This is a genomic window from Bacillus mycoides, assembly GCF_018742245.1.
GTDB lineage: Bacteria > Bacillota > Bacilli > Bacillales > Bacillaceae_G > Bacillus_A > Bacillus_A cereus_U.
Genome location: NZ_CP036132.1, coordinates 3,322,646 through 3,347,314, shown reverse-complemented (window position 1 = coordinate 3,347,314; position 24,669 = coordinate 3,322,646). Strand labels below are relative to the sequence as shown.

Below are 24,669 nucleotides of genomic sequence, written 5' to 3'. Positions count from 1 at the left end.
ACCTAGTCAAAAAGCTTCACTAGATGACAACTTCCTCATAAAATAATCTACACTGCTGACTGTAAAGAAGAAACAAGCCGATTTAAAAACTCATCTCCACTCATAATTGCTTTCCCACCGCCGCGAGCACTCTTTTTATTTCCTCCGCCTTTTCCTTCAATAGAAGGGAGGGCATCTTTTAAAAGTGTATTCATATCGAGTGTCACTGCTTTACCACAAGCAAGAATACATTGTAGTTTGTCATCATTTTCAATGACGAAATACGTAATTGCATGCTCTTGCTGTTCTGTAATAATAGCAGCTAGTTTTGCGACTTCTTGCATAGAGCGATTTGTAAATGCTCGAGAGATAAGTGTTCCAGCATGTATTTCTGCAGGTTGTTGTAACAGTTCATTTGCCTCTGCAAATAATAATTTTTCATTCATTGTTTGTATTGCTTTTTCGTTTTCTTTTTGAGAAGTAAGAAGTTGTGCTACTTTTGCTGGAATATCAGTTTCGCTACTGTTCAATTGTTTAGAAACATCTTTCATAATTTGGTGCTGTTGCCCCATTAATTTAAGTGTGCGCCAGCCAGCGATAAATGTTAAGCGTATACTACCTTTATTACGCTCCCATCCTAGTACTTGAATAGGACCTACTTCACCAGTATGTTTCGGATGCGTTCCACCACAGCCGTTGTAATCATAGTTTTCGATAATAACAACGCGTATATTTTCTGTCATATTCGGTTCTTTGCGAAGAGGTAATGTTTTCGCTTCTTCTAAGTCCATCCACTCTATACGGATTGGATGGTTTTCAAAAACAATTTTGTTGGCAATTTGCGCTGCTTTTTCAACCGTTTCTGTAGGAAGATTTTCCGTTTCTAAATCAATTGTTACCGTTTCTTTTCCGAGATGGAACCCAATTGTTGGTATGTCAAAATGGTCCCAAAAAGCAGCAGATAAAATGTGCTGAGCTGTATGTTGCTGCATATGATCAAAACGGCGCTCCCAATCTATTTTACCCTCTACTTCTTCTGTATGTAATTGTTCTATTATGAAATGACGAATTTCTCCATTTACTTCTTCAACGTTACTTACCGGAATACCATTTAAAGTTCCAGTGTCGTGTGGTTGTCCGCCGCCTGTTGGATAAAATGCAGTTTCATTTAAGACAACATATAAGTTTCCTTCTGTATCATGCTCTTGTTTTATAACTTTAGTTGTAAAGGTTTGCTGATAAGCGTCGATGTAATATAATTTTTGCTCCAATTTTCTTTCCCCTTTCGTGTTAGCTAGTTTCATTGTAAAGCAATTGAAATTAGTTTCCTAATATTTCAGAAGAAAGAAACTATTTTTAGAATTTTCTTGCTATAATAAGAAGAAAATGCGGGGGTGGAATGAATATGTTATATGAAAACGGCGTAGATAAACTGCTTAGTTTAAGCAGAAATATTTCCGAATTATATCGAGAACTAAATGAAATGACCCGGATTTTAACGGATTGTAACCGAGAAAGTGTGAAATTTGATCGGTTATATGTAAAGGAGTTACTTTGGAAGAAAGAAGATGTAATAGAAAAATATGAACAACTACTTGTACAACTTTGTATTAATGAATGCTTTGATTTAAAAAGTGTCATTACAGGGGAATATAGGTATACATATGAGGAAGTAGAAAATATAGTTTTACAATTTAATGAAAGATATAATGTTGCGATTTTAATTAAAGATGTTTGTAAGGAATTACAGTTTACATATGGCATTGATATGGACATATCGAGAACGGCTCGGGTGCAAACATCTCAAGTATAAAAAGGAAAAAGAAAGCAGATCCTTTGCTTTCTTTTTTTATGTAGGAAAAGGGAGAGTAGGTTAGAGATGAAGGGGAAGTTACAACAGATTCATCCGCTTGGAATGACAATTATAATAGGGACTCTATTTGCGAGGTTCGCCACTTCAATGAGTATTCCTTTTTTAGCAATTTATTTAACGACTGTTAAAGGTGTGTCAGCTGGAATGACGGGTGCTATTATTGGAACGAGTGCGCTTGTTGGAGTGTTTGCTAGTTTTATTGGGGGCAATTTATCGGATCGATTTGGTCGAAAGGTGATTATAATATGGTCCATGATCGTTTGGTTTTTTGTATTTATAGGGTTTTCAGTTGCAGATCATGTTTTTAGTTTCTTTCTATTAAACGCTTTGAATGGGTTATGTCGGTCTTTTTTTGAACCGACATCAAGAGCTTTATTATCAGATTTAACGAAACCAGAGTATCGTTTACTCGTATATAATTTGCGTTACGGTGCAATAAATGTTGGGGTAGCGATTGGCCCACTTGTCGGATTACAGATCGGAAGTGCAAAATCAACAATCCCTTTTTTAGTAGCAGCTGGAGTATACATTCTATATACAGCTATATTAGCGTTCCAATTTAAGAAGTACCCACTTGAACAAAAGAAAGTAAATACAGATAAGCCTGTTACAATGTTAAATGCAATTCGCATTTTGCGAAAGGATGTAGTATTTCTAGTTGCTTTAGTCGGGATTATTTTGAGTAATAGTGGTTTTTCACATTTAACCACGACAGTATCTCAATATTTTGCAAATGCACATATATTTCAGGATGGAGTGAAGTTGTTCTCATATATGCTAGCTTTAAATGCAATTACGGTAGTAGTTATTCAATACCCTGTTATTCAAATGTGTAAAAAGTATACGCCATTAGCGTCTATTATGGTTGGAACGTTATTTGTGAGCGGGGGATTGTTTGGATTTGGACTAGTAGAATCCATGTTAGGGGCAGCTATTTGTACAATTGTTTTTACATTTGGAGAAGTTTTAATGTTCTCAATGACAGATGTATTTATTGATGAGATCGCTGATTCCAATCTGAAAGGAACATACTTCGGGGCGATGGGGTTTTCAGGAATTGGAGGAGTAATTGGTCCTTGGTTTGGGGGAGTACTTCTCGATTATTACGGGTATCAAAATGGATTTGTAGTATTTGCAGCGCTAGCTATATTTTCAACTGTAGCATTTCCTGTACTTTTAGTTACAAAAGGTTTATTGAACAAAAGATATGATAGAGATTCTAATATTGAAATACAAGTGAAATAAAATAAGCCCCAGCAAGTTACTGGGGCTTATATTTGAATTTATAGTGATCCTTAATTTGAAAAAAGAACTTTGTTTTCATGTTTATTGGCAACTTCGTTTTTGGAAATATGAATGGCTAAATATCCATTCTCTAAGCAGGCTAGCATCTTCTTGTAAATGATATTAGCAGGTAAAGGAATAATCCGCTGTAAAGAAGTGTTTTTATGAAGTATGCAAATGTTTAGGCCTGTCTCCATCTTTTTAATGAGTACATTTTGTGCAGTTGCATTTGGTACATCTGTTTCCAAAATGTATTCTTGTTCTGTTTCACAAAGGTCAATATGAATTTCATTTGGAAAACTAAAATTACTACAAGAATCAGAACAAAATTGATCCATCCATTCTTCGAAACCATCAACATGAAAAAGACAATCCTTCTTTTTCTTGCCCATGTAAGACACCCTCCGTAAAATCTCAATTCATACTATGTTATGCATGAATGAAATAGAGGTGAAGAACAAATAGAAAAATATAAATATTTTATGTGAAAGATACAGTGTGTGTGAATGCTTTTGCTTTACATATCATGATGTGCATGATTTTTTTGACGTGAATGATTACGATTTTTAACTTTATGAGATCCACTTAAAGGTTCGGGCTGTCCAGAAGATTGCCCTTTTTTCTCGCTTTGACGATTAGATTGATTATTGTTTTTACCCATTGTATTTTACACCTCCTCTTCCTATTTAGAATGAGAGAAGTTTGCGAATTTATACGAGAATGTTTTTTTGGAAATGGGTAAAGATAAGTAGGACTAACTCATATAGGAAGGGGAAAATGATATGCCATATCATAAAGATAAGCAACAGGCTTTTCAGGCTGCACAGCAAGGGTTTGTTCAAGCGGAAAATATATTCAATAATATTGTGAAAAATGACCCGAATTACGGCCATGATTTAAAAGAGTTACGCCAAGAAGTGCAAGAGGCGTACGAACAGATTCAAAATGCACTTGAAGTAGCATCAGAAACGCAGCGTCCACAACTTGAGCAATATGAAAGTAATCTCCAAAATATAATGCAAAATGTTGATCAATTAGAAAGGTGAAAGAAGGTTGTTGTGAATTCAACAACCTCAAAACTTTTAGCGCTAATATGCAGAAACAAAAAATTATTCTATTAATTTTTTCTTTAATTTGTGCAGTACATATATTTCAAGTGGATAAAGTGGAAGCTAAAATGTTGTTAAGAAAAGAGTTAGAGCCAACTGGCTATGTAACGTGGGAAGTTCCAAATAATGAAAAGGTTATTGCAATCACATTTGATGATGGACCAGATCCAACATACACACCGCAAATTCTAGATTTATTACATCAATATAAGGCGGAAGCGACTTTTTTTATGATTGGATTTCGAGTTCAGCGTAATCCATATTTAGTAAAGCAAGTGTTGAAAGAAGGACATGAAATTGGAAATCATACGATGAATCATTTGTATGCGAGCAATTCATCAGATGAAAAATTAGAAAATGATATTTTAAATGGAAAGAAATATTTTGAAAAATGGGCGAAAGAACCTTTATTGTTTCGTCCCCCAGGTGGATATATTAATGATGCTGTATTTACTACGGCAAAAAAAGCTGGGTATCAAATTGTTCTATGGTCATGGCATCAAGATCCTCGTGATTGGGCGAATCCAGGTACTGAATCCATTGTAAATCATGTTGTGAAAAATGCTAAAAGTGGAGATATTGTACTGTTGCACGATGGAGGAAGTGATCGTAGTCAAACAGTGGCGGCATTAGCAAAAATTTTACCTGAGCTGAAAAAGCAGGGTTATCGATTTGTAACAGTTTCGGAGTTGTTACGTTATAAACATTAGAGAAAATCCCAAAAGGTATACCTTTTGGGATTTTTCGTTACTGATTCTTTTTTCGTTTCTTATTATTTTGTCGCTCTGCTGGTGTTAAAGGTTCGTTTGCGAACTCTTCGTTATAACCAGTTCCTTGTCCTTGTGCGGATGCAGCATTCATTCCTGAAATAATATGATTGGCTTTTCGTTTACCCATTTTTCTCACCTCTATAATGTTTTTTATAGACGAACTATGAGTTGTTCATAGCATATATGAACGTAAAGTAAAACGCTGAAAGAGTGATTTACTTTATAGTGATAGTATTAATAAAGAGCATGGACACTATTCAAATTTAGAAAGATAAAGAAAACTTATGATAATCCATAAGTTTCTTATTATTTACTTATTTAGAAAGTTGTAATAAAATATTATCGTAAGGTATTGAAAAGTTTGTCTACATTTTATATTCAGACAACTTAGTTACGTTTAACAGGGGGGAAACATAATGTTCAAACATAATCCATTTCAATCACGTGCAACTTTTGAACTAGATGGAAAGACGTATCATTATTATCAATTGAAAGCGCTTGAAAACGCAGGGGTTGGCAACGTATCTCAATTACCATATTCCGTTAAAGTTTTACTTGAATCTGTACTTCGTCAAGTAGACGGACGCGTAATTACAGAAGAACATGTTACAAATTTAGCGAAATGGGGAACGAAAGATGTTCAAGATATCGATGTTCCGTTTAAACCATCTCGTGTAATCTTACAAGACTTCACAGGTGTTCCAGCTGTTGTAGATTTGGCTTCGCTTCGTAAAGCAATGGCAGATATGGGCGGGGATCCTGATAAAATTAATCCAGAAATTACTGTAGACCTTGTAATTGACCACTCTGTACAGGTTGATAGAGCAGGTACAGCAGACTCGCTTGCATTCAACATGGACTTAGAGTTTAAACGTAATGAAGAACGTTATAAATTTTTAAGCTGGGCACAGAAATCATTTGATAACTACCGTGCAGTTCCACCAGCAACAGGTATTGTACACCAAGTAAACCTTGAATATTTAGCACCGGTTGTTCATGCGGTGAAAAATGCTGAAGGTGACTTAGTTGCATACCCAGATTCATTAGTTGGAACAGACTCACATACAACAATGATTAATGGTATCGGTGTTCTTGGATGGGGCGTTGGTGGTATTGAAGCAGAAGCAGGAATGCTTGGACAGCCTTCATATTTCCCAGTACCTGAAGTAATCGGTGTGAAATTAACTGGTACACTTCCAAGTGGTACAACAGCAACTGATGTTGCATTAAAAGTAACACAAGTGTTACGTCAAAAAGGTGTAGTTGGTAAATTTGTTGAGTTCTTCGGTAGTGGACTAAAGAGCATGCCTTTAGCTGACCGTGCAACAATTTCAAATATGGCACCAGAATACGGCGCAACTTGTGGATTCTTCCCAATCGACGATATCTCATTAGAATACTTACGTTTAACAGGTAGAGATGAAGAGCAAATTCGCGTTGTTGAAGAATATTGTAAAGCAAATGGCTTATTCTATACAGCAGACAGTAAAGATCCAATCTATACTGATCTTGTTGAAATTGATTTAAATGCAATCGAATCTAACCTTTCTGGACCGAAACGTCCGCAAGATTTAATTCCGCTTTCAAATATGAAAGAACAGTTCCATAAAGCTGTTGTAGCACCAGTTGGAACACAAGGACTTGGATTCAATGAGCAAGAGTTTGATAAAGAAGTGAAAGTTACATTAAAAGATCAAGAAGTAACGATGAAAACAGGCGGAATTGCAATCGCTGCGATTACAAGCTGTACAAATACGTCAAATCCATACGTATTAATTGGAGCGGGATTAGTTGCGAAGAAAGCAATTGAAAAAGGACTTAAAGTACCTGGTTACGTAAAAACATCATTAGCACCAGGATCTAAAGTTGTTACAGAGTACTTAGATAAGTCTGGTTTAACAACGTATTTAGATCAATTAGGTTTCCAAACAGTTGGTTACGGCTGTACGACTTGTATCGGTAACTCTGGTCCATTAGCAGAGGAATTAGAAGAAGCAATCGCAGCAAATGATTTATTAGTAACATCTGTTTTATCTGGTAACCGTAACTTTGAAGGTCGTATTCACCCACTTGTAAAAGCAAACTACTTAGCATCACCACCACTTGTTGTGGCATATGCACTTGCAGGTACTGTTGATATTGATCTGAAAAATGATGAAATCGGTAAAGATGTAAATGGTAATGCTGTTTACTTCAATGATATTTGGCCATCAGCTAAAGAAATTGAAGATGTAGTTCAAAGTGTTGTTACATCTGAATTGTTCAAAAAAGAATATGCACAAGTGTTTAACAGCAATGAGCGCTGGAATGAAATCCAAACTTCAAATGAAGCTTTATATACTTGGGATAATGATTCAACATACATTCAAAACCCACCGTTCTTCGAAGGATTATCTAAAGAGCCAGGTGAAGTTGAAACATTATCAGGTTTACGCATCGTTGGTAAATTTGGTGATTCTGTAACGACAGACCATATTTCACCAGCAGGTTCAATTGGTAAGCACACGCCAGCAGGACGTTATTTACTAGAAAACGGCGTACAACCAGTTGACTTTAACTCTTACGGTTCTCGTCGTGGTAACCATGAAGTTATGATGCGTGGTACATTCGCAAATATCCGTATTAAAAACCAAATCGCACCAGGAACAGAAGGCGGATATACAACATATTGGCCAACTGGTGAAGTAACATCTATCTATGATGCTGCTATGAAGTATAAAGAAGATGGCACAGGCCTTCTAGTTGTTGCTGGTAAAGACTACGGTATGGGAAGTTCTCGTGACTGGGCTGCGAAAGGTACAAACTTATTAGGTATTAAAGCAGTAATCGCAGAAAGCTTCGAGCGTATTCACCGCAGTAACTTAGTGTTAATGGGCGTATTACCATTACAATTTAAAGATGGCGAAAGCGCTGAAACGTTAGGTCTTGTTGGTAACGAGTCATTTGAAATTCAAATTGACAAAACAGTTAGACCACGCGATCTTGTAAAAGTAGTTGCAATCGATTCAGAAGGAAAAGAGAAGCAATTTGAAGTAGTAGCTCGTTTCGATAGTGAAGTTGAAATTGACTACTATCGTCACGGTGGTATCTTGCAAATGGTTCTTCGTTCGAAAATCGAAGAGTCTAAAGTGTCGAACTAAACGGATTCAACAATATTTGTTGAATGTATATTTTAAAGAGGGATGAGATTTTCTCATCCCTCTTTAGTATGAAAAAACATCGGTATATTTAAAGGCCTCTAAGTGGAAACCTTATTGTCAGTTAATGTGGGATGGATTAAAGCGTTTTGTAAAATTAAGGGAGAATTAAAGTTGCATATCCCCTGTTAATGGTAAAATTAAATGAAAGGAATATTCATGCGATAAGATATTTTTCGAAATGAATAAAAAATCCAACTAATAGTTGCTGCAAAAGAGGTGGAATATGCCAAAAAGATATTGGGGAGTCATAATTACTTACATACTGTTTTACTTGTCCATTTATTTATTCGAACCGATTTTTATAACTTTATTTAATTTAACAACGGAAGCGGCCAATGCCTATGGTAGAATCTTAGGTTATTTTTTAGCTTTTATAGTAATTTTAATATTGATGAAACCTGATATTGAAAGAGGTTCTTCTAATGCTTATCCGCCAAAAAAAACTATATTATGGTGTATCTATGGTGTTCTTATTTATTTTTTAGTTCAAGCTATTTATGGATTAATAGCTATTGTTGTATTTAATATGGATCCTAACTCAGAACACTCAGAAATGATAAAAACCAAATTTATATCTTTTCCATTTATAATAGTGAATATTGCAATTTTCGGTCCTGTAATGGAAGAGGTTTTAACAAAAAAAATTATTCTTGATACGTTACGCAAACGAACAAATGTCTACATTGCGTGTTTAATTACGTCTCTTGTATTTGCATTACTTCATATGGAGTTGGCAAGTGTTATTCCTTATACTTTAGCAGGATTGGTGTATGCTTTTTTATATGTAAAAACTAATAGATTGATCGTGCCTATTATTGTTCATATGACAATAAATACACTTGCTATTTTAATGAAACTTATATAGTAATACATATCGGCATTTAATAGGTCGTTGGCAGAAGAATATCCCTAGATAAAGTAGTGATTTTTATTTTATGTTTTGGAAATTAGGTTTTTAAAATAATATGAGTAAACAAAGAGGAAAGGGATGAAACCAAATTGGTTTCATCCCTTTCCTTTTATTATGCAAAATTGGAGGAATGACAATGAATGAGTATAGAAGAATAATGTTGCCGCTACTACAAGAAAAGCTATTGCTAATTAGTGCGATTTGTAGCGGGATAGTAGCTGCCATTTTAAATTTATCCCGTCCGCTATTTATGGGGCTAATTGTAGATAACCTTATTCAGCGGGAGTTAAAAGGTGCGTATGTATATATTGCTTTGTTTGCAGGGAGCCGCTTTTTGATGTGGGTGAACAATCTTTTATTTGATTATGTAAGCTCAAAAGCAAGTCAGCGAATATTACGAGAGAAGCGTATAGATGTATTACGACATTTTTTCGTATTACCGTTTGAAGAGAGTGAGAAGGTAAAGCAAGGAGAGTTAGAAACTTTGGTCGTGTCTGATATTCCGAACTGGATACGGTTATATGGATCTATATTAATTGAATATATTCATGCACTTGCGCAATTTATTGGTGCGTTCATAGCGCTACAACATATCGATGTACAGTTCATATGGTGGATAACTCCGTTTTTATTTTTAAGTGCAATGGTTCCAATGCTTATGGGGAAAAAAGTAAGAAATATTGCGAGTATTGCTCAAAAAAATCAATCAATTGTTGTAGAGATGATGTCACAATTTGTAAAAGGTATACAAGATTTGCGTAGTTTACAAAAAGAGAGCTGGGCAATTGGCTTATTTAAAGGAGTGACAGTAAAATCTTATAAAACAGAAGTAAAGAAGACGATGTTGCAACAGTGTATTGGGATAGTTGGAACGGTAATAGAAACAGGCGCATATGTAGTCGTTCTTATTATAGGTGCACAAAAAATAATGAAGGGGGAAATGGAAGTAGGTTCGCTTGTGGCGGTATTAGCTACAATTGAGATGTTATTTTACCCTGTTCGTTATGCAAGTGATTTATTGATGATGACACAAGTTGCTATCGCTTCGGCCAGTCGAGTTTTTGGCTTTTTAGATATACCGGCTGAATACAGAAATGTAGAAAGAGCGATGGGAATGAAATTAACAAACGTTTCATTTCAAGAGAACGGTGAAGAGAGATGTAGAATTAAAAATATTCATTTGCAAATTAATCCTGGCGAACTCATTATCATTGTGGGGGAAAGTGGTGCAGGAAAAACGGCGCTTTTAAAATTAATCACGGGTTTATATAAACCGTCTAATGGTAGTATTACTTATTACGGTAATAAAGCTCGTATGACTACTATATGGCAGGAACCACGTTTTTTTCGAACGACAGTAAAAGAGAATATGTATTTTGGGGAAGGGGGCTTAGAAAAACAGTTAGAAAAAAATATTGAACTTGTAAATGCGAAGTCGATTATTAGGAGTTTATCTGAAGGTATTCAGACTGTACTACATAAAAGCGGTGAAGAGTTTTCGGGAGGAGAGAGAAAGCGTCTTGCGTTATTGCGAGCGATTGCATCCAATCCGAATCTCATTATTTTAGATGAACCGACTGCGGGATTAGATCCGAGCAATCAAGAAGTGGTTTGGAATATGCTTAAAGGGCTAGGGGGGAATGTAACGAGAATTGTGACGACACATGATGTCGAGAGTGCGATGATAGCGGATCGGGTGGTTGTTATGAATAATGGAAGTATTGCGGAATGTGGGGATCCTAGAGAATTATTAAATTGTAAGTCATTGTTTAAAGAGATGCTAATAAAAAGATAAGAGCTACATAGCGCTCTTATCTTTATTCACTCTTATTAAGTTGATACGTATAAGACTCAGGATCGTTAGTACTAAACTCTTTGAATAGAGTAAGTTGATTTGTATCCGGATTATAATTGAAAATCTTGACTGTACGTTCGCTACTTAGTGATGGATTATATTCTTGAATAGCAAACGTATTTTCAGCAATCTGAGTCATATTACTGGTGGGAATATTTTCTATGGAATCGTGATTTGTAGAAATTTCAGTGACTCTTTCACCGTTGAAAAATAAAAGAACGATTACTAAAACAACTAAATATATTCGTATATAGCGAAGTTCTTTAATAATAGGGTGTTCTCCCAAAATAATCATCCTTTCTGTAACTATTGTATAGTAGTGGTAGTCATCGTGAAGAAACTAAGAAGACCGAGACCAGCTAAAAGAATAAATGAGATTAAAGCGATATAGAGACAAATACGTCCAACTTGCTTTTTTTCAGGATCTTTACTGAAGAGCGAGATGATCCAAGTGATAATCCCGATTGGGGAAAATATAAAACTAAGAATATATAATAGTATTTTTTCAAATAAATTCATAAAAATCCCCCTTTTTGAAAGCACTACATGTGCAGTTTTCTTCGTATTAGCGCTGCTGTTATGTAGGAAAGTACAGAATAAATAGCACTATAAATAATCCAAGCGTCTAAGTTTTGTAAAGCTAGGTGTATATCGAATCCAGAGACGATAATGAAAAATATAAGTGGAACAGTAAAAGAAATAATAATTGCAGCCCATTTGAATTTGTATAGTAAGCCGCTAAAAGAAATACATAGTAATGGTAAAGTGAAGAAAACAAAAGAAAAAGGGTTGATAAGTAATTGTAAAATACATATCACCTCGCAGTTTGTATATGTTTTTCTAATTATATGATAAAAAGGAAAATATTTCATCTTAGTTAAAAATATTCCGACTATTTCGAATGTGAATATTTCCAAGCTTGTCCGTATAAGCTAAAATAAGGTATATAGTATTTTGATGATTATGTTATAAGAAGATAAACACGTTAGGGTGATATAAAATGTGGCGGAAGCTTACGATTATTGTAGTGTTACTTTGTTTAGCGGGATATGCAGCTTATGATCAGTTTGGTAAAAAAGATCAAGTAGTACAAGGGAAGCAAGAAAAAAGTGAAGCTGCTATGAAAGAGATGATTGCAAGGAATGGTATTGAAATAGGAAAGAATGCACCTGATTTTGAATTAACGAAGTTAGATGGAACGAATGTAAAGTTATCAGATTTAAAAGGAAAGAAAGTGATTTTAAACTTTTGGGCAACGTGGTGCGGCCCATGTCAGAAAGAAATGCCTGATATGGAGACCTTTTATAAAGAGCATAAAGAAAACGTAGAAATTTTAGCAATAAATTATACTCCTTCAGAAAAAGGTGGGGGAGAAGAAAAGGTAAGCAACTTTGCGAAGGAAAAAGGAATTACTTTTCCTATTTTATTGGACAAGAACATTGATGTGACAACAGCGTATAAAGTAATTACGATTCCAACTTCTTATTTTATAGATACAAAAGGAGTCATTCAAGATAAGTTTATTGGACCAATGACACAAAAAGAGATGGAAAAACGGATTGAGAAATTAAAATAATAAGTGAGAAGGCAGAGATGGGAAGTGGCTATTTCTGCCTTTTCTTTTTCATGGAGTAATAACTTCGTGATATGATAAAGTGAAACTTTAATCAGTGGGGGGTGTCCATCCCCTGCTGATTATTAGCCCGCACCAATCGGGCATTTACGGGCAGTTGATCTCCCACTAAACCTTTTTGCTTTACAGCTGAATTTTGAGGTGAGAGTCTTACTGCCCGCAAATAGCGGGGTGAAAGAAATATAAACGTTTAGAGATAAAGGAGTGTGTAGAGTGGGGAATGTATCCTTACCGTTAGATTATGTTGTAATTGATTTTGAAACAACAGGATTTAACCCTTATAATGATAAAATTATTCAAGTAGCGGCAGTGAAATATCGCAATCATGAACTAGTAGATCAATTTGTTTCGTATGTGAATCCAGAGCGGCCAATTCCGAGCCGGATTACGAGTTTAACAGGCATTACAAATTATCGTGTTTCAGACGCACCGACAATTGAAGAAGTATTACCTTTATTTTTAGCATTTTTACATACAAATGTTATTGTGGCTCATAATGCTTCTTTTGACATGCGCTTTTTGAAAAGTAATGTAAATATGCTTGGGCTTCCTGAACCTAAAAATAAGGTGATTGACACTGTGTTTTTAGCAAAAAAATATATGAAGTACGCACCTAATCATAAACTTGAGACGTTAAAGCGAATGCTTGGAATTCGTCTAAGTTCTCATAATGCATTTGACGACTGTATTACGTGTGCAGCTGTTTATCAAAAATGTGCATCTATTGAAGAAGAAGGAAAAAGAAAAGTGCAGAAAGAAGTACTTGATGAAACGGTAGCATACGAAGCAGTAAAAGAAATTCTTATGCGAAATAAACGTGATATTGAATGGATTCGCTGTATGAATGTCGGGAGCTATTTAGATATAAAAGCTTTTTACCCAATTATTAGGATGAAGGTAAACGGGCGAAAGAAATATGTGTTAACAGAAAAAATGGAAGACGATGTAATCGGTATTTGTACGAGCTTAACGTGTGAGGCAGCATTGAAAAGTGAGATTGGCAACACGAGAATTATGATTGACAGTGTAGAGGACATTTTGAAGCTAGAGAGCTACATTTTAGAAGAATACGATTCTGTATTGCGAGCACTGCATGAATATAGAGTGAATGAAGAAGATGCTGAGGAAGAAATTAAAAAATATTTAAATATAATGATGTAAAAACATCCCGTGCGTAATATTTGCGTATGGGTTTTTTTTGTTAAAACATAAAATTTTCTTGCAAATCTGATTAAAGAGTTTTTCATTTGCTCATACTATGTAGTAATGAAGCGAAGGAGAAAGGGTGAGCAACATGAGAAGAAGTCGCCGCAAATCGTTTGAAGAACTTGTAAATGAAAATAAACAACAATTATTAAGCGATCGTGATGCAATCGATCGAATTGAAGAACGTATTGAAAAACGTTATGCAATGAAACTTTTTAAGCAGGCTGAATAATTCTTAACACTAGTACGATACTAGTGTTAAGGAGGCGATAGTAATGGGTAATCCGAAAAAGAATTCAAAAGACTTTGCACCAAATCAAATTGGAACACAATCGAAAAAAGCTGGTGGGAATAAAGGAAAGCAAATGCAAGACCAAACTGGTAAGCAACCGATTGTTGATAACGGTTAAAAAAGGAGAATGTTATCATTCTTCTTTTTTGTGAGGGAATTAAAGATATATTTTTAACAGGGATATGAAAAAAGGGCTGACTTTCGTCAGCCTTTTTTCGTGATTGTAAAGTTTTCGACGAGTAAACGCCAATTTTGTGGGAATGGTAGACCAATCTTCCAATAGCTGATGCCGCCTATTCCTTGTTCTTTCATTAAATTAAATTTACTTTGAACGGACCGTGAATCTTCAAACCAAACTTCGTGTTGTACGCCGTTTTCGTCAAAGTAATTGAAATGAGGAGCTTGAGCCGTGAAATCATAGCGAATAGGAACATTGTATTTACGAGCTAGTGCAACAGCTGCAACAGAGCTAATTGCTTTTGCTGGTGGATTTCCTTGTTTGAACGGCAGTTTCCAATCGAAACCGTATAAATTTTGACCCATCATAATTTTTTGTGGTGGCATTTGAGATTTTGCATATTGAAGTACCTCTTTCACGGGACCAATAGGAGAAATCGCCATCGGTGGTCCGCCTTGCCAACCCCAGTCGTATGTCATAATGACGACGAAATCAACAATTTGTCCTTGTGCTTTATAATCATGAGCTTCAAAAAATTTCCCTTTTTGATTGGAACTTGTTTTCGGTACAAGCGTTGTACTTAATGTGTACCCGCTAGGTAAGCGTGTTTTTACATTTCGTAAAAAACGATTATATGCTTCGCGATCTTCAGGAGCTACATTTTCGAAATCAAAATGAATGTCTCGCATACCGTATTTTTCAGCTGTTTGCAAAATGTTTGTAATAAATTTGTTTTGAATCATTGCGTCGCGTAAAAAAACAGATGCCAGTTCGGTACTGAAATTTCCATTTTCAATATTTGTAATAACGAGCATAGGGATGGTTTTCCCTTGCGTTGCAATATTAGCGATTTTAGCTGTTTCTGTAGGTTCTTTTAAAGTGCCGTCTCGTTTTGCTTCAAAGCTGAAGTAGGCTAAATATGTTAAAAATGGATTAATAGCACGTGTAGCATTTACTAAACTTTCTTTGATCGGTATTGTTGAAGGTTGTAAATAAGCGATGGATTCTACTGCTCGTTTTGTTCCTTTCGGTATATATAATTGTTGTCCGACATGAAGAATAGATTTTAATGAAAGGTTATTAACTTTAGCTAAACTGGCGAGAGGAACACTATATGTTTGAGAAATTCGATAAAGGCTGTCACCAGGCTGTACATAATAGTTATTGCCTTTTGTATTAACGATAAGTGCCTGACCAACAACGAGTGTTTCGGCTGGGTTTAGTCCATTGTCTTTTACAATTTCTTCAGGTGTAGATCCATATTTTGATGCTAAACTATAAACACTATCACCGCTACGAACAGTTACAATTTGAATCATGTGTTTGCCCCTTTCGGTAAAAGATTCACTGTTTTTATTTTATTTTTGATTCCACTGTATTATGATTAAATGTATGCAAGGTAGCAGAAGTGAAAGAAGGCGAATAGAAATGTTTGTAGCAGAATATGAAGTTGAAATCCGCTATGCGGAAACAGACCAGATGGGTGTTGTTTACCATTCAAACTATTTAGTGTGGCTGGAACTTGGGCGCACTAAACTTATACAAGAATTAGGATTTTCATATGTTGAAATGGAGAAAGAGGGAATTATTTCTCCTGTATTAGACTTGCAAATTTCATATCGTAAAGCGATGCGTTACGGAGAAAAAGCAATTGTGAAAACGTGGATTGATACTGTGAGCCCGCTTCGTGTTGTATATGGTTATGAAATATATAACGGTGATGGTGAGCTTTGCATTACTGCAAGTACAACGAATATTTGTGCGAAAAAAGAAGGGTTCCGCCCTGTATCATTTAAAAAATTATATCCTGAGTGGTATGCGAAATATGAGGAAATTAAAAAGAAATAAAAAAGCGTGGCAGAAGCCACGCTTTTTTTATTTTTCATAATTAAATTGAGGGAAATCATCACCGTCGTTAAGTGTAACAGATAAATTATGTCCATCGAAGAACCACTCATCATCGCCTTCAATAAAGAAGTTAATACCTTCTTCTTGAGTTTGAACAGCAGGATGTGCAGGGTCATCTTTACGAATACCTAAAGAAAGTCCTTTTTGCACAGTACTGCAACCGCCGTATTGTACGAAAAGGCGTAGTGTTTCACCCGATTGTAAGTTTAATTCATTTTTATACCATTGTGCTGCTTCTTTTGTTACGGAAAGATTCATGTATAGTTCCTCCAAATTATGTTGCTTTTTCTTAAGTATAAAAAATAACGCAAAAAGACGCTATTAATATGCTTCACGTTTTCTTTTTGCGTTATGTGGGTTACGATCTTATTTTTGCTTTTTTGAAAAGTTTGCTTTTGGTTCAGTTTTATTTATAATTCGTCCGATATTTGCACGGTGTTTATAAATAACCATACCTGCTAATAAACACATCGCAATAATGAAGATTTTATCCCCGCTAACAATGGATGCAATAACAGCAACGACAGCTGTTATCATAGAAGAAAGTGATACGTATCTTGTTGTAAATAAAAGGCTGAAAAAGACAACAGCTAATATTGCAAAAACAACTGGTGAATAGCATAATAATACCCCAGCAGAAGTTGCAACTGCTTTCCCCCCACGGAATTTTGCGAAGATCGGATAGACATGTCCAAGAACAGCGGCTAATCCAAACCATAGTGGGTGAATATCTGACCCGAAAATAATCGGTAGACCTGTTGCTAATGTACCTTTTAAAATGTCAGCAATTGTTACGATAAAACCTGCTTTTTTCCCTAACGTACGGAATGTATTAGTTCCGCCTAGATTACCGCTTCCATGCTCACGAATGTCGATTCCATAACCGATTTTTCCAACGACTAATGCAAATGGAATCGAACCGAGTAGATAGGCAACGATAAATAAAAGATATGTAATAATCATGAGTTCAGTCTCCTTTATACAAATGTGTTGATAAAGGGTAAAAAGAGTTTTTCCCGTATATTGTACCATACATTTGTAAAGAGCACATTTCTTTTTTACAAATGAAAAAGTCATTAATTTTTAAAAAAACTTTCACAGGAATGTTACATTTTTCACAGGAACAGAAGAACTATATGTTGTATGATTTTAATCAAAAGACAACAACATGTTGGTGGAGGGTTATGAATGTTGAAACAAAATGTACGTGGAGAAGGATTAATGAAAGTATTTGAGACAATTATTCACGGTAATGAACAAGATTTAATGCAGGAAAATGCAAATGTAGATGGACGATCTCCAATGGGAGTAATGGGAACGTTCGCATCTGAGAGTGCAAAGTATTATGCTGTAGCAAATTTACTATCAGATCAAGTGAAAAAAGCGATAGATCAAAATATATTATATCCACATGATTTAGATTTTTATGCAACAGGAACGACGACTTGTTCGCAAATTCCGTTAGCGCAAATGCTTGCTGACGGTTTCCATACTGGACATGGACATATGAGACAACCGCAAGATATTAAAAGTGCGTTGGCGCTTTCTTCAATTATTTTTCAGGCGAATCAAAATATGCAGCACGGTGGTCAATCGTTTGCACTCTTTGATATTGATTTAGCTCCATATGTGAGAAAAACAGTAGAGAGACATAAAAAACGATTGCAGTCATATCCGCTTACGAAAGAACAAATAGAGGAATTTGCATGGAAAGAAACAGAAAATGATACGTATCAGGCGTGTGAGGCTTTCGTTCATAATTCAAATAGTATGCATAGTAGGGGCGGGGGCCAAGTACCGTTTATTTCTATTAACTACGGAACAGATACATCGAAAGAGGGACGGCTTTTAATTAAGCAACTTTTAAAAGCGACGCAAGCTGGACTTGGTAAAGGGGAAACACCGATTTTTCCTATTCAAATTTTCAAAATGAAAAAAGGCGTAAACTTTGAAGAGTGTGATCCGAACTATGATTTATTTGAATTAGCGTTAGAAACGACAGTTGAGCGATTATTCCCTAACTTTTCGTTTTTAGATGCCCCGTTTAATGCTGTGCATTATGATGGTCGACCTGAAAGTGAAGTATGTTATATGGGATGTCGTACTCGTGTTATGTCTAATATACATGGGGAAGAAACAGCAATTGGAAGAGGGAATTTATCGTTTACTTCTATTAATTTAGTGAAATTAGCGCTAATTAGTGGTTCAAAAGAAGCATTTTTTGAAGCGCTAAGTTACTACTTAGATTTAGGCGTTAAGCAATTATTAGAGAGATTTGCTTATCAATGTACAAAGAGAGCAAGAGATTTTCAGTTCTTATATTCACAAGGTGTATGGCGTGGCGGAGAAACGTTACAACCTGAAGATGCTGTGGCGCCGATTTTAAAACAAGGGACGTTAAGTCTTGGGTTTATCGGTCTTGCAGAATGTTTAGTAGCGTTAACAGGAAAGCACCATGGAGAAAATGAAGAATCGTGGAAGCTTGGATATGAAATCATTTCCTTTATGAGGAAGAGAATGGATAAGGCTACGGAAGAACATCAACTCAATTTCTCCGTAATTGCAACGCCAGCAGAAGGGTTATCAGGAAAGTTTGTGAAGAAAGATAGAGAAGAATTTGGTGAAATTAGCGGTGTGACAAATCATAATTATTATACAAATTCGTTCCATGTACCGGTGTATTACAATATTCAAGCGATAGATAAAATCCGATTAGAAGGACCGTTTCACGCTCTTTGTAATGGCGGACATATTACGTACATTGAACTAGATGGTGCAGCTGTGCATAATCAAAAGGCGTTAAAGCAAATTGTACAAGCGATGGCGCAGTACGGAGTAGGGTACGGCTCAATTAACCATCCTGTCGATCGTTGTAAGTGTTGTAGTTATCATGGCATTATCGGGAATGAATGTCCGAGCTGCGGAAATAAAGATGAGAATGAAATAGAAAGAATTCGCCGCATAACAGGATATCTTGTAGGAGATATGTCAAAGTGGAATAGCGCGAAACGTAGTGAAGAGATGGATCGGGTGAAGCATAAATGAAAGTTATGAATATCATTCATGATAGTGTAGTAGATGGAGAAGGGTTGCGGACAGTCGTGTTTTTTGCGGGCTGTCCGCATCGTTGTATCGGTTGCCATAATCCGAAATCATGGAATGTTTGCAATGGAACTGAAATGACGGTAGAAGAAATTGTGAAAGAGATTGAAAAAAATTCATTAACCGATGTAACATTTTCAGGTGGAGATCCATTTTTTCAAGCTGTTGAAGTGAAAAAAGTAGCAAAAGCAGTGAAGGATCTGAAAAAAAATCTATGGATTTATACAGGTTACACGTTAGAAGAGATACAGAGTGCTCAAAATAATGATATGATAGAATTGTTACATTATGGGGATGTTTTGGTTGATGGAAGATTTGAACTTGATAAAAAAGATTTAACACTTCCATTTCGCGGAAGCTCCAATCAACGTATTATTCGATTGAAAGAGTAAAAAGGCGGGATAGGTTATATGAATAAAACAGTATTACTTGTTGAAGATGAAAGAAGATTACGTGAAATTGTTAGTGATTATTTTCGTAATGAAGGCTTTGAAGTAATCGAAGCGGAAGATGGAAAAAAAGCGCTAGAATTATTTGCTGAACATACAATTGATTTAATTATGTTAGATATTATGTTACCAGAAATAGATGGTTGGTCTGTTTGTAGACGAATTAGAAAAGAGTCAGCGGTACCAATTATTATGCTGACAGCACGTTCTGATGAGGATGATACATTACTAGGCTTTGAACTAGGTGCAGATGAGTATGTAACAAAACCTTTTAGTCCGAAAGTGTTAGTAGCTCGTGCAAAGACGTTATTGAAACGTGCGGATGGAGCGATAGGAGTATCAGAAGAAAATACTATGTCATTAGCTGGAATAGAAGTGAATCGACTATCTAGAACAGTTTTAGTAGATGGAGAAGAAATTATATTGACACATAAGGAGTTTGAGCTTCTCGTGTATTTAATGGAGAACAGAGGAATTGTGTTGTCACGCCAACATTTATTAGATCAGTTATGGGGATATGATTACTACGGGGATGACCGAACGGTTGATACACATATTAAAAAACTGCGAAATAAGCTAGGAGATAAGGCGAAGCATATCGGCACTGTTATTCGAGTAGGTTACAAATTTGAAGAATAACCTTTAAGTTACTGTGCATCCCGGCTTTTGGATATAGCAAATTTACACTCTCCTTTGTAGGTGAAATGTACAAAAAATACTTTTCTTGTCTACTAATGATAGATAGGAGTATTTTTTTAATTGGATTTCACGATGAGTTCACAAGAAGGACACAAACTGTGACTATACTGAAAGTACGAATTCACCAGAGAGGGGAAATAAAACATGGGATATTACGACGGACCGAATTTAAATGAAGAGCATAGTGAAACGAGAGAAATGAAAAAATCAGGTAGTAAAAAAGGATATTTTTTCACAGGTTTAGTTGGAGCTGTAGTCGGGGCGGTTTCGATTAGTTTTGCAGCACCTTACATGCCGTGGATGCAAAATAATGGAGCAGCAGTTTCGTCATTCAATTCTAATCAACAAGTAGAAGGTACTGTAGCTCCTGTTGTTAATAAAGTGAAGGGCGAAACTGATTTGCCAGGTATGATTGAAGGCGCAAAGGACGTTGTAGTTGGTGTAATTAATATGCAGAAGACTATTGATCCGTTTGCGATGCAACCAGCAGAACAAGAGCAAACAGCTGGTACAGGATCAGGTGTTATTTATAAAAAGTCAGGAAATAAAGCATATATTGTAACAAATAACCACGTAGTAGACGGTGCAAATAAACTTGCTGTTAAACTGAGCGACGGAAAGCAAGTTGATGCAAAATTAGTTGGTAAGGACCCTTGGTTAGACTTAGCAGTTGTAGAGATTGATGGATCTACTGTTAATAAAGTTGCAACTTTAGGTGATTCCAGTAAACTTCGTGCTGGTGAAAAAGCAATTGCAATCGGTAACCCACTAGGATTTGACGGCAGTGTAACAGAAGGTATTATCAGTAGTAAAGAACGTGAAATTCCAGTAGATATTGATGGAGACAAACGTCCAGACTGGCAAGCACAAGTTATTCAAACAGATGCAGCGATTAACCCTGGTAATAGTGGCGGTGCATTATTTAACCAAAACGGTGAATTAATTGGAATTAACTCAAGTAAAATTGCGCAGCAAGAAGTTGAGGGGATTGGTTTTGCAATTCCAGTTAATGTTGCAAAACCAGTTATTGAATCGCTTGAAAAAGACGGAGTAGTGAAACGACCAGCTCTTGGTGTAGGTGTTGTTTCATTAGAAGATGTGCAAGCTTATGCAGTAAATCAATTGAAAGTACCAAAAGAAGTAACAAATGGTGTTGTATTAGCTAAAATTTATCCTGTGTCACCGGCAGAAAAAGCTGGCTTAGAGCAATATGATCTTGTAGTAGCATTAGATGATCAAAAAGTAGAAAATTCACTTCAGTTCCGTAAATACTTATATGAAAAGAAAAAAGTAGGCGAGAACGTAGAAGTTACATTCTACCGCAACGGTCAAAAAATGACGAAAACAGCTACATTAGCAGATAATTCAGCTACAAAGAATCAATAATCGGAATAAAAGAAAGTCTCTTTCATGTTGAAAGAGACTTTCTTTATCGGATATACTAAAGGAATAGGAGGGATAAATTATGACAATTGAAAACCCAACTCGTACGGAAATTGGTGAAGTATTGAAGAAAAGTAAAACGATTGCAGTTGTTGGATTATCAGATAAGCCAGAACGCACATCATATATGGTTTCAAAAGCAATGCAAGATGCTGGGTATCGCATTATTCCAGTAAATCCAACAGTAGATGAAGTGCTTGGAGAAAAGGCGGTTTCTTCACTGGTAGATATTAAAGAACATGTTGATATCGTAAATGTATTTCGTCGTTCAGAATTTTTAAAGGATGTTGCGAAAGAGTTTGTAGAGATTGATGCAGATGTTTTCTGGGCACAATTAGGAGTACAAGATGAAGATACATATAAACTTTTACAAGAAAAAGGCTATACTGTAATAATGGATCGTTGTATTAAAGTAGAGCATGCGATGACAAAATAGTATAGACTTTAACGATAGAAAGATTGATTCAGCCTTCACTTTTTATATAAGTAGGGCCGATGAACGAGGTGTTCATCATGAGATTTTTTAAAGGCTGTTTTTGGGGATTGTTACTTGTTATCCCGTTTTGGATATTGATCATTTGGATCATGATAAAGGTTTGGAATGTATAATGTTGGAATACATATCCATTTCTCGTTGACAAACGATTATTTTTCTGAAATAGTAGCCTAGAGGAATCCTTGTGAAAAAAAACAAGGATTTTTCTATTGAAAATAGTATATAAAAGAGATAAGATAACTTGCCAAAACTATAGTCGAGGCGTTATTCTATAATAGAAACATATGTTCTTATTTGATTAGGAAAGGGGCAAGGAGTTTGGCGAAGCATCAGTTCCAATATAATGAAGATGCAATTCAAGTGCTAGAAGGACTTGAAGCCGTTCGAAAACGCCCGGGTATGTATATCGGGAGTACGGATAGCCGTGGATTGCATCATTTAGTATATGAAATAGTAGATAACTCCGTTGATGAAGCATTAGCGGGATTTGGCGACGAAATTTCTGTCGTAATACATAAAGATAATAGTATTAGCGTAATTGATAAAGGGCGAGGAATGCCTACGGGAATGCATAAGCTTGGAAAACCGACACCTGAAGTTATTTTAACTGTACTTCATGCTGGTGGTAAGTTTGGCCAAGGAGGCTATAAAACGAGTGGTGGTTTACACGGTGTTGGGGCATCAGTTGTAAATGCCTTGTCAGAATGGCTAGTAGTAACGATTAAGCGTGATGGTAGCATTTATGAACAACGCTTTGAAAATGGTGGTACTCCTGCAACGACGTTAGAGAAAATCGGGAAAACGAAAGAGTCTGGTACAACGATGCACTTCAAACCAGATACAACTATTTTCAGCACAACAAATTATAACTATGAAACATTATGTGAGAGATTACGTGAATCTGCATTCTTATTAAAAGGAATGAAAATCTCGATAAAAGATGAACGTAATGATTTAGAAGATGTGTTTCATTATGAAACAGGAATTGAGGCTTTCGTTTCATACTTAAACGAAGAGAAAGATTCGATTCATCCAGTTGTATATTTCTCGGGTGAGCAAAATGGAATTGAAGCAGAGTTAGCGTTTCAGTTTAATGATGGTTACTCAGAAAACATTCTTTCGTTTGTAAATAATGTACGTACAAAAGACGGTGGTACACACGAAGCTGGATTTAAAACAGCGATGACACGTGTGTTCAATGAGTATGCTCGTAAAGTTTCTTTATTAAAAGAAAAAGACAAAAATTTAGAGGGTACAGATATTCGTGAAGGATTAGCTTCGATTGTTTCTGTCCGTGTGCCAGAAGACGTACTTCAGTTTGAAGGGCAAACGAAAGGGAAACTAGGTACAAGTGAAGCTCGTTCTTCAATTGATGCAATTGTATCTGAGCATTTAGCTTACTTTTTAGAAGAAAACCCGGATGTAGCTACACTTCTTGTAAGAAAAGCAATTAAAGCAGCGCAAGCACGTGAGGCTGCTCGTAAAGCGAGAGAAGAAGCGCGTACTGGTAAGAAGAAAAAAAAATCAGAAGGTACTTTAAGTGGGAAGTTAACACCTGCACAATCACGTAATCCTCAGAAAAACGAATTGTATTTAGTAGAGGGTGACTCGGCTGGTGGTTCAGCAAAGCAAGGGCGAGATCGCCGTTTCCAAGCGGTGCTACCATTACGTGGTAAAGTAATTAACACGGAAAAAGCAAAGCTTGCTGATATTTTTAAGAATGAAGAGATCAATACGATTATTTACGCAATTGGCGGCGGCGTAGGGAATGAGTTCGCTGTTGAAGATATTAACTACGATAAAGTTGTTATTATGACCGATGCAGATACGGATGGAGCACATATTCAAGTGTTACTACTGACGTTCTTCTACCGTTATATGAAACCACTTATTGAAGCTGGTAAAGTATTTATCGCACTTCCACCTTTATATAAAGTAAGTAAAGGAAAAGGGAAAAGTGAAGTAATTGAATATGCATGGTCTGATGAAGAATTAGGTGGCGTAACGAAAAAGGTCGGTAAAGGCTATATGTTGCAGCGCTATAAAGGACTTGGCGAAATGAATGCTGATCAATTATGGGAAACAACGATGAACCCTGAAACACGTACGTTAATTCGTGTGAAAATTGATGATGCATCAAGAGCTGAGCGTCGAGTTACGACATTGATGGGTGATAAAGTAGAACCTCGCCGTAAATGGATTGAGCGTAATGTACAATTTGGTATGCAAGAAGAAGGAAATATTTTAGAAAATGAAATGATTATGGAGACGGAGGTGGAATAA

27 protein-coding genes are annotated in these 24,669 nt (G+C 35.9%); 18 read left to right on the top strand and 9 right to left on the bottom strand.

Annotated elements, in window-relative coordinates:
• Positions 1-47: 47 nt before the first annotated feature.
• Positions 48-1,250 (bottom strand): alanyl-tRNA editing protein, encoded by a 1,203-nt coding sequence (locus EXW56_RS17065; protein WP_176555902.1) that lies wholly within the window; start codon positions 1,248-1,250, stop codon positions 48-50.
• A gap of 134 nt (positions 1,251-1,384) precedes the next feature.
• On the opposite strand from EXW56_RS17065, the gene EXW56_RS17060 reads away from it, so the two are divergent.
• Positions 1,385-1,792: a hypothetical protein gene (locus tag EXW56_RS17060; protein WP_002111146.1), complete on the top strand. Its 408-nt coding sequence runs from the start codon at positions 1,385-1,387 to the stop codon at positions 1,790-1,792.
• 66 nt (positions 1,793-1,858) lie between these two features.
• Positions 1,859-3,097 carry an MDR family MFS transporter gene (locus EXW56_RS17055; RefSeq protein ID WP_215557325.1) on the top strand — a complete coding sequence of 413 codons (1,239 nt, stop codon included), beginning with the start codon at positions 1,859-1,861 and terminating at the stop codon, positions 3,095-3,097.
• Between the two features lie 50 nt (positions 3,098-3,147).
• On the opposite strand, the gene EXW56_RS17050 is transcribed toward EXW56_RS17055, so the two are convergent.
• Both EXW56_RS17050 and EXW56_RS17045 read right to left on the bottom strand, forming a co-directional pair.
• Complete coding sequence (locus EXW56_RS17050) at positions 3,148-3,528, bottom strand: Hsp20/alpha crystallin family protein (RefSeq protein WP_002111143.1); 381 nt, start codon at positions 3,526-3,528, stop codon at positions 3,148-3,150.
• Between the two features lie 125 nt (positions 3,529-3,653).
• On the bottom strand, positions 3,654-3,797 hold the full coding sequence (locus tag EXW56_RS17045; protein ID WP_002111142.1) for a small acid-soluble spore protein P: 144 nt from the start codon (positions 3,795-3,797) through the stop codon (positions 3,654-3,656).
• Between the two features lie 121 nt (positions 3,798-3,918).
• Here EXW56_RS17045 and EXW56_RS17040 point away from each other — a divergent pair, with 121 nt between their 5' ends.
• Positions 3,919-4,182, top strand: a complete 264-nt coding sequence (locus EXW56_RS17040) for a hypothetical protein (RefSeq protein ID WP_002199678.1) — start codon at positions 3,919-3,921, stop codon at positions 4,180-4,182.
• Positions 4,183-4,229: 47 nt separating this feature from the next.
• Complete coding sequence (pdaB, locus tag EXW56_RS17035) at positions 4,230-4,955, top strand: polysaccharide deacetylase family sporulation protein PdaB (protein WP_070144374.1); 726 nt, start codon at positions 4,230-4,232, stop codon at positions 4,953-4,955.
• Positions 4,956-4,992: 37 nt separating this feature from the next.
• On the opposite strand, the gene sspO is transcribed toward pdaB, so the two are convergent.
• A complete protein-coding gene (gene sspO, locus EXW56_RS17030) occupies positions 4,993-5,142 on the bottom strand; it encodes a small acid-soluble spore protein SspO (protein ID WP_002033549.1) in 150 nt (49 codons plus the stop codon).
• A 289-nt stretch (positions 5,143-5,431) separates the two neighbouring features.
• Between sspO and acnA the strand changes: the two genes are divergently transcribed.
• The 3 genes from acnA (at position 5,432) to EXW56_RS17015 (ending at position 10,920) form a co-directional block, all read left to right on the top strand.
• On the top strand, positions 5,432-8,155 hold the full coding sequence (gene acnA / locus EXW56_RS17025) for an aconitate hydratase AcnA (protein ID WP_215596810.1): 2,724 nt from the start codon (positions 5,432-5,434) through the stop codon (positions 8,153-8,155).
• A gap of 283 nt (positions 8,156-8,438) precedes the next feature.
• Entirely contained in the window at positions 8,439-9,080 is a 642-nt protein-coding gene (locus EXW56_RS17020) for a CPBP family intramembrane glutamic endopeptidase (RefSeq protein WP_002199681.1), read from the top strand.
• 181 nt (positions 9,081-9,261) lie between these two features.
• A complete protein-coding gene (locus EXW56_RS17015; RefSeq protein ID WP_215596809.1) occupies positions 9,262-10,920 on the top strand; it encodes an ABC transporter ATP-binding protein in 1,659 nt (552 codons plus the stop codon).
• A gap of 22 nt (positions 10,921-10,942) precedes the next feature.
• On the opposite strand, the gene EXW56_RS17010 is transcribed toward EXW56_RS17015, so the two are convergent.
• Positions 10,943-11,266: a YmzC family protein gene (locus EXW56_RS17010; protein ID WP_215596808.1), complete on the bottom strand. Its 324-nt coding sequence runs from the start codon at positions 11,264-11,266 to the stop codon at positions 10,943-10,945.
• Between the two features lie 20 nt (positions 11,267-11,286).
• Positions 11,287-11,499, bottom strand: a complete 213-nt coding sequence (locus EXW56_RS17005; protein ID WP_002199684.1) for a hypothetical protein — start codon at positions 11,497-11,499, stop codon at positions 11,287-11,289.
• Positions 11,500-11,980: 481 nt separating this feature from the next.
• On the opposite strand from EXW56_RS17005, the gene EXW56_RS17000 reads away from it, so the two are divergent.
• The 4 genes from EXW56_RS17000 to sspN all read left to right on the top strand — a co-directional run bounded on the left by EXW56_RS17000 (position 11,981) and on the right by sspN (position 14,229).
• Positions 11,981-12,556, top strand: a complete 576-nt coding sequence (locus EXW56_RS17000; RefSeq protein ID WP_002199685.1) for a redoxin domain-containing protein — start codon at positions 11,981-11,983, stop codon at positions 12,554-12,556.
• Positions 12,557-12,826: 270 nt separating this feature from the next.
• A complete protein-coding gene (locus EXW56_RS16995) occupies positions 12,827-13,774 on the top strand; it encodes a 3'-5' exonuclease (RefSeq protein WP_215596807.1) in 948 nt (315 codons plus the stop codon).
• Between the two features lie 133 nt (positions 13,775-13,907).
• Positions 13,908-14,051 (top strand): FbpB family small basic protein, encoded by a 144-nt coding sequence (locus EXW56_RS16990; protein WP_070128854.1) that lies wholly within the window; start codon positions 13,908-13,910, stop codon positions 14,049-14,051.
• 43 nt (positions 14,052-14,094) lie between these two features.
• A complete protein-coding gene (gene sspN, locus EXW56_RS16985; RefSeq protein ID WP_000527988.1) occupies positions 14,095-14,229 on the top strand; it encodes an acid-soluble spore protein SspN in 135 nt (44 codons plus the stop codon).
• Positions 14,230-14,315: 86 nt separating this feature from the next.
• Here the strand turns inward: sspN and EXW56_RS16980 are convergent, their stop codons facing one another.
• The gene (locus EXW56_RS16980; protein WP_215596806.1) at positions 14,316-15,608 is read right to left on the bottom strand and encodes a glycoside hydrolase family 18 protein; all 1,293 of its coding nucleotides are present in this window, start codon (positions 15,606-15,608) and stop codon (positions 14,316-14,318) included.
• Between the two features lie 109 nt (positions 15,609-15,717).
• On the opposite strand from EXW56_RS16980, the gene EXW56_RS16975 reads away from it, so the two are divergent.
• A complete protein-coding gene (locus EXW56_RS16975; RefSeq protein WP_000495823.1) occupies positions 15,718-16,137 on the top strand; it encodes an acyl-CoA thioesterase in 420 nt (139 codons plus the stop codon).
• Between the two features lie 27 nt (positions 16,138-16,164).
• Here the strand turns inward: EXW56_RS16975 and EXW56_RS16970 are convergent, their stop codons facing one another.
• Positions 16,165-16,455, bottom strand: a complete 291-nt coding sequence (locus EXW56_RS16970) for a HesB/YadR/YfhF family protein (protein WP_001054451.1) — start codon at positions 16,453-16,455, stop codon at positions 16,165-16,167.
• 108 nt (positions 16,456-16,563) lie between these two features.
• A complete protein-coding gene (gene plsY, locus EXW56_RS16965; protein ID WP_002199690.1) occupies positions 16,564-17,160 on the bottom strand; it encodes a glycerol-3-phosphate 1-O-acyltransferase PlsY in 597 nt (198 codons plus the stop codon).
• A 225-nt stretch (positions 17,161-17,385) separates the two neighbouring features.
• Here plsY and EXW56_RS16960 point away from each other — a divergent pair, with 225 nt between their 5' ends.
• From EXW56_RS16960 to parE, 6 genes are all read left to right on the top strand, one after another.
• A complete protein-coding gene (locus tag EXW56_RS16960) occupies positions 17,386-19,242 on the top strand; it encodes an anaerobic ribonucleoside triphosphate reductase (protein WP_215557320.1) in 1,857 nt (618 codons plus the stop codon).
• Entirely contained in the window at positions 19,239-19,691 is a 453-nt protein-coding gene (nrdG, locus tag EXW56_RS16955; protein ID WP_215596805.1) for an anaerobic ribonucleoside-triphosphate reductase activating protein, read from the top strand. The genes EXW56_RS16960 and nrdG overlap by 4 nt, the downstream gene beginning before the upstream one ends.
• Before the next feature lie 18 nt (positions 19,692-19,709).
• A complete protein-coding gene (locus tag EXW56_RS16950; RefSeq protein WP_002199693.1) occupies positions 19,710-20,387 on the top strand; it encodes a response regulator transcription factor in 678 nt (225 codons plus the stop codon).
• Positions 20,388-20,591: 204 nt separating this feature from the next.
• Positions 20,592-21,833: a S1C family serine protease gene (locus EXW56_RS16945; protein ID WP_002111123.1), complete on the top strand. Its 1,242-nt coding sequence runs from the start codon at positions 20,592-20,594 to the stop codon at positions 21,831-21,833.
• A 79-nt stretch (positions 21,834-21,912) separates the two neighbouring features.
• Positions 21,913-22,326, top strand: a complete 414-nt coding sequence (locus EXW56_RS16940) for a CoA-binding protein (RefSeq protein ID WP_002199694.1) — start codon at positions 21,913-21,915, stop codon at positions 22,324-22,326.
• A 378-nt stretch (positions 22,327-22,704) separates the two neighbouring features.
• A complete protein-coding gene (gene parE / locus EXW56_RS16935; RefSeq protein ID WP_002087772.1) occupies positions 22,705-24,669 on the top strand; it encodes a DNA topoisomerase IV subunit B in 1,965 nt (654 codons plus the stop codon).

What these genes read in the sequence shown, in the direction of transcription:
- EXW56_RS17060 (WP_002111146.1), top strand. Translation starts at nt 1,385, where the DNA reads ATGTTATATGAAAACGGCGTAGATAAACTGCTTAGTTTAAGCAGAAAT.
- EXW56_RS17055 (WP_215557325.1), top strand. Translation starts at nt 1,859, where the DNA reads ATGAAGGGGAAGTTACAACAGATTCATCCGCTTGGAATGACAATTATA.
- EXW56_RS17050 (WP_002111143.1), bottom strand. Translation starts at nt 3,528, where the DNA reads ATGGGCAAGAAAAAGAAGGATTGTCTTTTTCATGTTGATGGTTTCGAA.
- EXW56_RS17045 (WP_002111142.1), bottom strand. Translation starts at nt 3,797, where the DNA reads ATGGGTAAAAACAATAATCAATCTAATCGTCAAAGCGAGAAAAAAGGG.
- EXW56_RS17040 (WP_002199678.1), top strand. Translation starts at nt 3,919, where the DNA reads ATGCCATATCATAAAGATAAGCAACAGGCTTTTCAGGCTGCACAGCAA.
- pdaB (WP_070144374.1), top strand. Translation starts at nt 4,230, where the DNA reads ATGCAGAAACAAAAAATTATTCTATTAATTTTTTCTTTAATTTGTGCA.
- sspO (WP_002033549.1), bottom strand. Translation starts at nt 5,142, where the DNA reads ATGGGTAAACGAAAAGCCAATCATATTATTTCAGGAATGAATGCTGCA.
- acnA (WP_215596810.1), top strand. Translation starts at nt 5,432, where the DNA reads ATGTTCAAACATAATCCATTTCAATCACGTGCAACTTTTGAACTAGAT.
- EXW56_RS17020 (WP_002199681.1), top strand. Translation starts at nt 8,439, where the DNA reads ATGCCAAAAAGATATTGGGGAGTCATAATTACTTACATACTGTTTTAC.
- EXW56_RS17015 (WP_215596809.1), top strand. Translation starts at nt 9,262, where the DNA reads ATGAATGAGTATAGAAGAATAATGTTGCCGCTACTACAAGAAAAGCTA.
- EXW56_RS17005 (WP_002199684.1), bottom strand. Translation starts at nt 11,499, where the DNA reads ATGAATTTATTTGAAAAAATACTATTATATATTCTTAGTTTTATATTT.
- EXW56_RS17000 (WP_002199685.1), top strand. Translation starts at nt 11,981, where the DNA reads ATGTGGCGGAAGCTTACGATTATTGTAGTGTTACTTTGTTTAGCGGGA.
- EXW56_RS16990 (WP_070128854.1), top strand. Translation starts at nt 13,908, where the DNA reads ATGAGAAGAAGTCGCCGCAAATCGTTTGAAGAACTTGTAAATGAAAAT.
- sspN (WP_000527988.1), top strand. Translation starts at nt 14,095, where the DNA reads ATGGGTAATCCGAAAAAGAATTCAAAAGACTTTGCACCAAATCAAATT.
- EXW56_RS16980 (WP_215596806.1), bottom strand. Translation starts at nt 15,608, where the DNA reads ATGATTCAAATTGTAACTGTTCGTAGCGGTGATAGTGTTTATAGTTTA.
- EXW56_RS16975 (WP_000495823.1), top strand. Translation starts at nt 15,718, where the DNA reads ATGTTTGTAGCAGAATATGAAGTTGAAATCCGCTATGCGGAAACAGAC.
- EXW56_RS16970 (WP_001054451.1), bottom strand. Translation starts at nt 16,455, where the DNA reads ATGAATCTTTCCGTAACAAAAGAAGCAGCACAATGGTATAAAAATGAA.
- plsY (WP_002199690.1), bottom strand. Translation starts at nt 17,160, where the DNA reads ATGATTATTACATATCTTTTATTTATCGTTGCCTATCTACTCGGTTCG.
- EXW56_RS16960 (WP_215557320.1), top strand. Translation starts at nt 17,386, where the DNA reads ATGTTGAAACAAAATGTACGTGGAGAAGGATTAATGAAAGTATTTGAG.
- nrdG (WP_215596805.1), top strand. Translation starts at nt 19,239, where the DNA reads ATGAAAGTTATGAATATCATTCATGATAGTGTAGTAGATGGAGAAGGG.
- EXW56_RS16950 (WP_002199693.1), top strand. Translation starts at nt 19,710, where the DNA reads ATGAATAAAACAGTATTACTTGTTGAAGATGAAAGAAGATTACGTGAA.
- EXW56_RS16945 (WP_002111123.1), top strand. Translation starts at nt 20,592, where the DNA reads ATGGGATATTACGACGGACCGAATTTAAATGAAGAGCATAGTGAAACG.
- EXW56_RS16940 (WP_002199694.1), top strand. Translation starts at nt 21,913, where the DNA reads ATGACAATTGAAAACCCAACTCGTACGGAAATTGGTGAAGTATTGAAG.